This window comes from Pseudomonas moraviensis (genome assembly GCF_900105805.1).
In the GTDB taxonomy this organism is placed as follows: domain Bacteria; phylum Pseudomonadota; class Gammaproteobacteria; order Pseudomonadales; family Pseudomonadaceae; genus Aquipseudomonas; species Aquipseudomonas moraviensis_A.
The window spans coordinates 1,637,770-1,648,253 of sequence record NZ_LT629788.1 but is presented as its reverse complement, the minus strand read 5'-3'; the positions used below and the strand labels follow the sequence as shown (position 1 = coordinate 1,648,253).

The 10,484-nt window shown below is 62.8% G+C and carries 7 protein-coding genes and 1 tRNA gene; 1 reads left to right on the top strand and 7 read right to left on the bottom strand.

Features of this window, described 5'->3' with window-relative positions:
- Positions 1-398: 398 nt before the first annotated feature.
- Entirely contained in the window at positions 399-758 is a 360-nt protein-coding gene (locus BLU71_RS07700; RefSeq protein WP_064364801.1) for a DUF6124 family protein, read from the top strand.
- Positions 759-949: 191 nt separating this feature from the next.
- Here BLU71_RS07700 and BLU71_RS07695 read toward each other — a convergent pair.
- The 7 genes from BLU71_RS07695 to fdnG all read right to left on the bottom strand — a co-directional run bounded on the left by BLU71_RS07695 (position 950) and on the right by fdnG (position 10,465).
- Positions 950-1,045: transfer RNA gene (locus tag BLU71_RS07695), tRNA-Sec, on the bottom strand.
- A gap of 6 nt (positions 1,046-1,051) precedes the next feature.
- On the bottom strand, positions 1,052-2,968 hold the full coding sequence (gene selB, locus BLU71_RS07690; RefSeq protein WP_083352726.1) for a selenocysteine-specific translation elongation factor: 1,917 nt from the start codon (positions 2,966-2,968) through the stop codon (positions 1,052-1,054).
- Positions 2,965-4,377: an L-seryl-tRNA(Sec) selenium transferase gene (gene selA, locus BLU71_RS07685; RefSeq protein ID WP_083352725.1), complete on the bottom strand. Its 1,413-nt coding sequence runs from the start codon at positions 4,375-4,377 to the stop codon at positions 2,965-2,967. The genes selB and selA overlap by 4 nt, the downstream gene beginning before the upstream one ends.
- A gap of 494 nt (positions 4,378-4,871) precedes the next feature.
- Positions 4,872-5,798: a formate dehydrogenase accessory protein FdhE gene (fdhE, locus tag BLU71_RS07680; RefSeq protein WP_083352724.1), complete on the bottom strand. Its 927-nt coding sequence runs from the start codon at positions 5,796-5,798 to the stop codon at positions 4,872-4,874.
- 3 nt (positions 5,799-5,801) lie between these two features.
- Positions 5,802-6,467, bottom strand: coding sequence for a formate dehydrogenase subunit gamma (locus BLU71_RS07675; protein WP_083352723.1), 666 nt, complete (start codon positions 6,465-6,467; stop codon positions 5,802-5,804).
- Entirely contained in the window at positions 6,464-7,399 is a 936-nt protein-coding gene (fdxH, locus tag BLU71_RS07670) for a formate dehydrogenase subunit beta (RefSeq protein WP_083352722.1), read from the bottom strand. Before fdxH ends, BLU71_RS07675 begins: the two co-directional genes overlap by 4 nt.
- Positions 7,400-10,465 (bottom strand): formate dehydrogenase-N subunit alpha, encoded by a 3,066-nt coding sequence (gene fdnG / locus BLU71_RS07665; RefSeq protein WP_156889219.1) that lies wholly within the window; start codon positions 10,463-10,465, stop codon positions 7,400-7,402.
- Between the last annotated feature and the right edge of the window lie 19 nt (positions 10,466-10,484).

Here is a 10,484-nt window from a genome sequence, read left to right as displayed (position 1 = left end):
CGAGCTTGCTCGCGAAGGGGCGGCTGAAGTCAGCGCAAATCGCCTTTTAAACTCAGGTGTTTAAAAGACACCTTCAGACACGCCTTTCAGGCTACAAATTCTTGCGCCATTGCCTACAGCTACGCCAGAATCCGCCGGCTTGTGCGCCTTGGGGTCGGGTTCTATTGTGGTGCGGTCGCTGCCGATCAGCGATCGGGTTTAGCGACCCGGATCTTAATTAGGTGCATCAGCGGTCCATGCTTCGTCGCAGGTTCAATTCTGCGACTGCGCTATGGTGGCTGTATGCGGGAGACCTTCGGGTCTGCCGGGTGCCTATAACCGGTTCGCTAACCTGCGTACAGCCGCCACCTACTGTTTAGCGACAGTGCCTGACGGCTCCACTTAATAGGAGCTTCACCATGATCAAACCAACACCCAATCCACCCGAAACCGACCCCACCTCCCCCTACGAATCCCTCGATTCCAAAAAACTCCACCAAGCCGCCGACCGCGCCCTCGATCACTACCTCTGCCCACCCGGCTCTACGCCACCACCCTTCAGCCCTCGCGCCATGTACGCGGTCACCGCCGACACCAAAAACGAAGACCTGCTGGCCAACGCTTGCGAAACCCTCGCCTCGGCCAAAACCATCGCCCAGGAATTCGCCGGGCTGGTCAAACCATCGCAGCGGCGGACGCTGATGGGCATCGCGCAGTTGATCATGCTCGGCGAATTGGCGGTGAATCGGGTGCTGGATAATCTGGAGTTGCCGCATTAGCACTGCGCCACGAAGATCGTTCCCACGCTCTGCGTGGGAACGATCAACCAAGCCGCCGATCGCGCCCTCGATAAGTAAAGGGGCCAGACTACGTTTCTCCGGCATTCAGAATCAAAAGATCGCAGCCTTCGGCAGCTCCTACGAATCGGTGGAGGAGCTGCCGAAGGCTGCGATCTTTTGCTTTTGAAAACTGGCGGAAGGCAGCCGGAGTCGAACCTGCCCGGGAACGGATGCCGTCCCCAACCGGGTTTGAAGCCCGGCCGCGCCACCGGGCGCGATTGCCTTCCTTGAACTCATTGCGCGTCGGCGTGAGCCAGCGCGTTGTCGCGGCGGATCTGGCGGGATTCGCCGAGGCGACGGGTCAGGCCGAGTCGGTCGAAATACTCCAGATACTGAATGCAGCGTTTGCGTCCCAAGCCTAGCGCATCGCGGAAGGTTGTCACCTGGATCGACGGATTTTCTTCAGCGAGTTTCAGCAACAACGCCGCCATTTGCCGCACGGCGATGTCGCTGATGAACAGGTCGCGCACCACTTGGTGCATCAGGCCCAGCCGTGCCAGTTTGCGCAGCAGCAGGCGGACGCTGGCGTCTTCTTCGCCGAGCATTTTCGCCGCGTCGCGCACCCATGGCGGGTCGAAACCGGCCTGTTCGAATAACGGTTGTAATTGCTGCCAGAGGACTTCGTCGTCGACATTCAGGCGCACCTGATGATCGGGCAGATGCAACCACGGACCACTGGCGAGGATCGAGCCGGCGCTAAGCAATTCATCCAGCAAACTGACAAACGTCGAGCGTTCCAGTGCCAGGGCGCTGAAGCGTCGCAGGCGATCGCGGTCAGGGCCCATTTGGTCGGGTTCTTGTTCGTGGAATCGCGCCAATTGTTCGAGCAAGTTGAATTTCAACTGGCCCCAGCGCTGGACGTTGAACAGCAGCGGCCCTTGGCGGGTGTCGATAAGGCGGATGTTTTCCGCCAGCGTCCACTGCGCGCGCGGGCGATTGAACTGGCGTTCGAGGCGCTGCGGGTCGAGGCCGCCGGGGCTGTGGTTGAGCAGCGCTGGCAAGGCTTGTTCGAGACCGACGCTGAGGGCGAGGGTTTGCAGTTGCGCCAGACGTTCGGGGCTGCGGCGTTGGCGGGCCGGGGCGAACGGGTCGAGGACGACGCCGCCGCCCAGGGTGCGCTGGGCACTGGCGTCGCGCAGGATCAATCGATCGCCCTTCACCGCGTGTACCGGCGCGTTGATCAGCAGTTGCGCGAACATGCGCTCGCCGGGGCTCAGGCGTGGGCCTTGCAACAAGGCGACGCGGGCGATGACGTCCTGGGTGCCGAGGTGCAGATGCACCGGGTGAAAGTGTTCAAAGGTGCGCTCGCCGGGCAACAGCTGAAAGTCGATGTCGATGCGCTGGGTCGGGGCGTGCAGCCAGTCCGCCAGCAGCCATTGACCACGGTGGATCTGCGCCAGCTCCAGACGATCGCCGCTGAGGTTCAACGCCACGCGTTGGCCGGCAAAGGCCCGTTCAGCGGCCTGGTTTTGCGCGTGCAGGCCCCGGATGCGCACCGATTTGCCGGCAGGCGCCAGAACCAGTCTGTCGCCTACCGCGACAGTCCCCGACAGCGCCGTGCCCGTGACCACAATCCCCGCGCCAGCCACGCTGAACGCGCGATCAATCGCCAAACGAAACCCGCCCTCACAACTGCGCGCCAGCACGTCTTTTTGCGCCTGCAACAAAGCCGCGCGCAGTTCGTCGACACCCTGCCCGCTCACACTCGACACGGTAAAGATCGGCGCATCAGCAAAAGGCCCGGGCGCGAGCAGGTCGAGTACCTGACGCTGCACCTCTTCCACCCTGCCTGTCCCGGCCCGGTCGCATTTTGTGATCGCCACTAACGCGCGGGGAATGCCGAGCAGCTCGACGATCGCCAGATGCTCGCAGGTCTGCGGCATCACGCCGTCGTCCGCCGCGACCACCAGCAACGCCAGATCGATGCCCTGCGCGCCGGCGAGCATGTTGTGGGTGAATTTCTCGTGGCCGGGGACGTCGATGAACCCGGTGAGCCCCGCGCCAGGTTCAAGTTCGGCATAGAGATACCCCAGGTCGATGGTCATGCCGCGTTCGCGCTCCTGCGGGCGGCGGTCGCCGGTCTGGCCGGTCAGCGCCTGCAACAGCGAGGTCTTGCCGTGGTCGATGTGCCCCGCCGTGCCGACGATCACCGGTCGACCTGCAATTGCGGCAACTGCGCCAGCCACGCCGGCTCATCGTCGAGCTGACGCAGATCGAGCCAAAGCGCATCGTCGTCGATACGCCCAAGCACCGGAATCGGCAACGCGCGCAACGCCGCTTCCAGATTCAACAGATAGCGCCCGCGCCAGCGCTTGGACACCTGCGGGCGGCAACACAGTGCCGCACTCGGCAGGCGCGCCACCGGTTGGCTGCCGCTGCCGATCATGCCCAGGGCCTCGACCGCGCTGACCTGCCAGACCGACCCCAGGATTTCAGCCAGCAAGGGCTGCAAACGTGACGCCTGAGCGCAGATGTCGGCCTGCGGACGGGTCAACAGGCGCAGACTCGGCAGACGTTCAGCGAGGCGATCCGGATCGCGATACAAACCCAGCACCGCCTCCAGCGCCGCCAAGGTCAACTTGTCGACGCGCAGCGCACGCTTCAATGGGTTCTTCTTGATCTTCGCGACCAGCTCTTTGCGCCCGACGATCAACCCGGCCTGCGGGCCGCCAAGCAATTTGTCGCCGCTAAAGGTGACGATATCCGCACCGTCCAGCAGCGCTTGGCGTACCGTCGGTTCTGCCGGCAAGCCCCAGCGGGTCAGGTCGAGCAGGCTGCCGCTACCCAGGTCCTCCAGCAATGGCAAGCCATGGGCGTGCGCCAACGCGGCCAATTCAGCGGTGGGCACCCGCGCGGTGAAACCTTCGATGCTGTAATTGCTGGCATGCACGCGCATGATCAAACCGCTGCGCGGGCCAATGGCGGCCTCGTAGTCACGGGCGTGGGTGCGATTGGTGGTGCCGACTTCGTGCAGGCGCACACCGGCGCGGGCCATGATGTCGGGGATGCGGAACGCGCCGCCGATCTCGATCAGTTCACCGCGGGAGATGATGCCTTCCTTGCGCGCGCCGAGGCTGTTGAGGGTCAGCAGCACCGCGGCGGCATTGTTGTTGACCACGGTAACGGCCTCGGCACCGGTCAGTTCGCGGATCAGGCCTTCGATCAGATCATCGCGATCACCGCGCTTGCCGCTGGCCAGATCGAACTCCAGATTGAGCGGATATCGTGCGGCCATTTGCACCGCTTCGATGGCCTCTTCGGGCAGCAAGGCGCGGCCGAGGTTGGTGTGCAGCACCGTGCCGGTGAGATTGAATACCCGGCGCACCTGACTGCGCTGCTGTTGCGCCAAGCGTTCGCCGACGCGACCGGCGAGGACTTCGGCACCGATTTCAACGGCGGACAATTGCCCGCTCAACACGCCGGGACGCAGCTCATCGAGCAACTGACGCAGCCCCGTCAGCAACGAATCCCGGCCGTAACGCTCGGCCAACGGCGCGCACGCCGGGTGACGCAATAACCCGTCAATGGACGGCAACCGCAGGGCAACGCTGGAAGACATCAGCCACTCCTGATTCGACTGAAACAGCCCCTTGGGGAACAAGCTCCCTCCCACAAGGGTTTCAGAAGTGTAGACGCACTGTGGGAGTGAGCCTGCTCGCGAATGCGGTGTGTCAGTTAGTGTGGAGGTGGCTGACCTGCTCGCGAAAACGGAGTGTCAGTTGTGTGGAGGTGGCTGACCTGACGCCTTCGCGAGCAGGCTCGCTCCCACAGGGGATTTGTGGCTGACCGGAATTTGTGGTCCGGCGCAACATCTGTGGGAGCTGGCAAGCCAGCTCCCACAGAGATTCGGCGTGGAATGAGGATAGTTGGTCTCCGTCAATCCCTGTAGGAGTGAGCCTGCTCGCGAAATCGGTGTGTCAGCTAGGGTGGATGTGGCTGACCTGACGCCTTCGCGAGCAGGCTCGCTCCTACGGGATTTGTGGCTGACCGGGCTTTGTGGTCCGGCACAACATCTGTGGGACCAGGCTTGAACTCCCACAGTTTCTGCACTCGTCATTCGTCTCCCGGCGCCAGCAGCAGATTGGGTGCCAGACGCTGATAACCGTCTTGGGCCAGACGCATGTCCAGCAGCAAACTGCCGAGATCCGCCGACAACGCCTCGGCTTCGGCGTCGTTCTCCAGATAAAGCAATTTCAGGTAGCTGTTGCAGCTCGGGCAGACTTCGGCGCGCAGTGGCGCCTGCTCGGCGCTGTGCCGGTCGTCTTCCTGGCTCAGGTACTCGAGGCCCTTGCTCTGCTCGCAATACACGCACTTGACCCGCACCACGTGCCATTCGCAGGCACACAGCGAACACACCAGATAACGCAAGCCGTTGTGCTTGCCGCGATGACGAATCACCCCGGCCATGGCCGGCGAACCGCAGGCCGGGCATTGGCTGAGGCTGTCGCCGGGTTTGAGTTGCAGATTCGGCACGCTGAGCAACCAGTGGCTCCACGCGGTTTGCAGGGCCGCGCCGAGAAACGGCACCAGCGCCGCCGGCACCAGCGAATACTGGCCGCTGACCAGCGCCACCGCCCACGCGCGCAACTGGCCGGGACTGGCGGCGCGCAGGCTGTCCAGCGCGTCGATCACCGCAGGCTGATCCGCGGGCGCGTAGCGCTGCAGTAAGGCGTTGAGCCACGGCTGCCAGGCCTCTTCGCGCACCAAGGTATCTGCCGCGAATGGTGGCAGACCGTGTTGCTGACAGGCTTCGAAACGCTGCGCATCAAACGGCGCGGTGAGCGGCGGATCGTCGAAGACCTGCTGCTGTGCCCGGCATAATCCGGCCATCAACCGCAGATAATCCGCCAACCCGTTGCCCTCGGCCAGACGCTCAAGGCGCTCAGCGCGCAGGGCAAACAGGTCACGCGGCGGCAGATACAGAAACGGCGGCGAACTGGCCGCCGCCTCGATTTCCCCAGGTTCAAGAATGCTTGGCAAAAGTCAGCCCTTTTTCGTCAGCGGTCGCTCGGGCAGGTCCCGAGGCTGTTCGTCGCGGGTCACCTCGCGGTACCACAGTTCATGGTGTTTTTTCGCCCACGGCCGGCTGACCCAGCCATGCAGCATGGCGTCGACCGAACCCTTGATCCACAAACCGGCGTAGATGTGCACGATGATGCTCAGCACCAGCACGAACCCGGCCAGCGCATGCAACAACATGGCCCAGCGGATCGTGGTGATGCCGAAATACGCACTGAACCACGCGCGCCAGATCACCAGGCCGGTGAACAACAACGCGAGCATGCACAACAGTAAAGTCCAGAACAGCAGCTTCTGCCCGGCGTTGTACTTGCCCACCGGCGGCACGCTTTCTTCGTCGTTGACCATCACCCGGTTGATCCGCCGCAGCCACCGGCGGTCATTGGCGATGAAGAAATTGCTGCGCCAGAAGCTGAACACCAGACCGAGGAACAGCACGAACATGGCGATGCCCATGTACGGGTGCAGGATCCGCGTCCAGGTGCCGCCGCCGAACAGATTACTCAGCCAGAACAGCGACGGATGAAACAACGCCAGCCCCGACAACCCGGCCAGGAAGAACAGGATCGCCACCAGCCAGTGATTCGTGCGCTGGTTGGCGCTGTAACGCAGGATAGTCTTGTTGCTCATGGCCGCTCCTCCCCGCGTGGATCGAAGGTGTGCACCGCCGGGTCGACCACGTGCACCGAGGTGTCAGGCGCTGGCGGCTGTTCATCTTCCTCGACACGATTCGGGCCGATGCGCACGTAGTGGAAGAACCCGGCCAGCACCGCCGCCCCCATCGCCAACAGACCGAGGGGTTTGCTGATGCCTTTCCACAAATCCACCAGCGGACTGATCGCCGGGTGATCAGGCAGGCCGGCATAGATTTTCGGCATGTCGGCGTGGTGCAGCACATACATCACATGGGTGCCGCCGACCCCGGCTGGATCATACAAACCAGCGTTTTCAAAACCACGGCTTTTCAGGTCGACGATGCGTTCAGCGGCGTGTTCCTTCATGTCTTCCTTGGTGCCGAAAACGATGGCGCCGGTCGGGCAGGTTTTCACGCAGGCCGGCTCCAGCCCCACCGCCACCCGGTCGGAACACAGCGTGCATTTGTAGGCCTTGTGATCTTTCTGCGAAATGCGCGGAATGTTGAACGGGCAACCGGTGATGCAATAGCCGCAACCGATGCAGTGATCCTGATCGAAATCGACGATGCCGTTGGCATGCTGAATGATCGCGCCGGGGCTCGGGCACGCGGCCAGACAACCGGGCTCGGCGCAGTGCATGCAGCCGTCCTTGCGGATCAGCCATTCAAGGTTGCCGGCGTCGGTTTCGTGCTCGGTGAAGCGCATCAGCGTCCATGAGTCCGCCGTCAGGTCCTGCGGATTGTCGTAGGTGCCGTGGTTGTGACCCACCTCGTCGCGCAGCTCGTTCCATTCCGAGCAGGCGACCTGGCAAGCCTTGCAGCCGATGCATTTGGTGGTGTCGATCAGCTTGGCAACGCCCTGCTGGGTTCTCACCGACGGCGGCACCGTGGTAGTGGCCGAGCGGGCAATGATGTCTTGGCTGGCCATTTACAGTTTCTCCACGTTGACCAGGAATGACTTGGATTCCGGGGTCTGAGTGTTGCCATCGCCGAGGAACGGCACCAGGGTGTTGGTCAGGTAGCCGTGACGCGTCAGGCCGGTGAATCCCCAGTGCAGCGGGATGCCGATCTGATGCACGACCTGGCCGTTGACCTGCAGCGGCCGGATGCGTTTGGTCACCACCGCGACCGCTTCGATAAAGCCGCGTTTGCAACTGACCCGCACACGATCACCGGCCGCAATACCCTTCTCGTTCGCCAGCACTTCGCCGATTTCCACGAACTGCTCGGGCTGGGCAATCGCGTTCAACTTGCAGTGCTTGCTCCAGAAGTGGAAATGTTCGGTGAGCCGGTAGCTGGTGCCGGCGTACGGGTAGTCCTTGGCCTCACCGAGGGTTTCCCAGACCGAATCGAAGATCCGCGCCGCCGGATTACTGGTGGCGTTCTTGTTCTGCGAATGCAGCGGGTTGATGCCAATCGGCGTCTCGAACGGCTCGTAGTGCTCGGGGAAAGGCCCTTCGTTCATCTTGTCGACGGCGAAGAACCGCGCCACGCCTTCGGGGTTCATGATGAACGGATTCATCCCGGCTTCCGGCGGCACGTCGGCCTTGTAGTCCGGCACGTCGGTGCCGGTCCAGGTCTTGCCGTTCCACCACACCAGACGCTTTTTCGGATCCCACGGCTTGCCCGCCGGGTCCGATGAGGCGCGGTTGTAGAGAATCCGCCGATTGGCCGGCCACGCCCAGGCCCAGCCCTGATGCTGGTGCATGCCGAACGGGTCGGCATTGTCGCGGCGGGCCATCTGGTTGCCAGCCTCGGTCCAGCTGCCGGCGAAGATCCAGCAACCGGACGCGGTGCTGCCGTCGTCCTTGAGCAAGCCGAAGCCGGCCAGTTGCGTGCCGGCCTTGACCGTGACGCCGCTGGCATCGGTGAAATCGCTGACGGCGGCGCCGTTGATTTCCCGCGCCAGTTCTTCCGGCGAAGGCTCGTCGGGAATCTTGTATGGCCACGACAGCTTGAGCAGCGGATCGGGAAACTTGCCGCCCTCGGTCTGATAGCGCTGGCGCAGACGCAGGAACAGTTCGCTCATGATGCGGATGTCGGTCTGCGCTTCGCCGGGGCCGTCGGCGCCTTTCCAGTGCCATTGCAGCCAGCGACTGCTGTTGACCAGCGAGCCATCCTCCTCGGCGAAGCAGGTGGTCGGCAGGCGAATCACTTCGGTCTGGATTTTCTCGGTTTTGACGTCGTTGTACGGCCCGACGTTTTGCCAGAACTCCGAGGTTTCCGTGGCCAGCGGGTCCATCACCACTAGCCATTTGAGCTTGGCCAGTGCGCCCATCACCCGGTTCTTGTCCGGCAGTGCGGCGATCGGGTTGAAGCCTTGGCAGAAGTAGCCGTTGACCTTGCCCTGGCTCATCAGGTCGAACATTTTCAGCACGTCGTAGTTGGGGATGTCGAGCTTCGGCAAATGGTCGAACAGCCAGTTGTTCTCGGCGGTGGCGTTGGCGCCGTACCAGGACTTCATCAGGCTGACGTGGAATTTGCTGTAGTTCTGCCAGTACGAGAGCTGCCCCGGTCTCAGCGGCACCTGCGTGCGTTTGAAGATGAACTGGCCGTAGTCCTGCTCACTGTCGCTGGCCAGAGTGAGGTAGCCGGGCAATGCGTTGGACAGCAGGCCGAGGTCGGTCAGGCCCTGAATGTTCGAATGCCCGCGCAAGGCATTGACTCCGCCGCCGGGCATGCCGACGTTGCCCAGCAACAGTTGCACCATCGCCGCGCTGCGGATGATCTGCGCGCCGATCGAGTGCTGCGTCCAGCCGAGCGCATAGAGAATCGTCATGGTCTTGCCCGGTGTCGAGCAGGTGGCGATTTCTTCCCAGATTTTCTGCATGGCGTCGACGGGCATGCCGCAGATCTGGCTCGCCAGATCGATGTTGTAGCGGCTGTAATGCTGCTTCATCAGCTGATAGACGCAGCGCGGGTCTTGCAGGGTCGGGTCGACGCGGACGAAACCGTCCTCGGCGAACTCGTAGCCCCAGCCGGACTTGTCGATATAGCTGCGCTTCTTCGCGTCATAACCGCTGAACAAGCCGTCTTCGAAGCCATAGCCGGCCTTGACGATGAACGACACGTCGGTGTAGTTGCGCACGTATTCGTGCTGGATCTTGTCCTCGGTCAGCAGGTAATTGATCAACCCGCCCATGAAGGCAATGTCGGTGCCGGTGCGGATCGGCGCGTAATAGTCGGCCACCGAAGCAGTCCGGGTAAAACGCGGATCGACCACGATCAGCCGCGCGGCGTTATGCGCCTTGGCCTCGGTCACCCATTTGAAGCCGCACGGATGCGCTTCTGCTGCGTTGCCACCCATCACCAGGATCAGATTCGCGTTGGCGATATCGGTCCAGGTATTGGTCATGGCGCCACGGCCGTACGTCGGGGCAAGACTTGCCACCGTCGGGCCGTGTCAGACACGCGCCTGGTTATCGAACCCCAGCAGGCCGAGGCTGCGAATCACCTTTTGGGTGATATAGCCGGCTTCGTTGGAGGCCGCCGACGCCGCGAGAAAACCGGTGGTCAGCCAGCGATTCACCGTTTGCCCGTCGGCATTTTTCTCGATGAAATTGGCGTCGCGGTCGGCCTTCATCAGGTCGGCGATACGATCAAGAGCTTCGTCCCAGCCGATGCGCGTCCATTCATTGCTGCCGGGCTTGCGCACCTGCGGGTACTGCAAGCGGCCGGGGCTGTGAATGAAGTCGAGCAGGCCCGCGCCTTTCGGGCACAGGGTGCCGCGATTGACCGGGTGGTCGGCGTCGCCTTCGATGTGAATGATGTTTTGCGCCACGTTCTTGCCGGCATCGCCCTGGCTGTACATGATCAAACCGCAACCGACCGAGCAATACGGGCAGGTGTTGCGGGTTTCACGGGTGTGGGCGAGCTTGAAGTGACGCACCTGCTCGGCGAAGGCCGCCGTCGGGGCCATGCCCAACGCGCCCAGGCTTGAGCCTGCAAGGCCGATACCGGCGACCTTGAAGAACTGACGACGGCTGAGATCCATCGTGCACTCCTGATCAGGT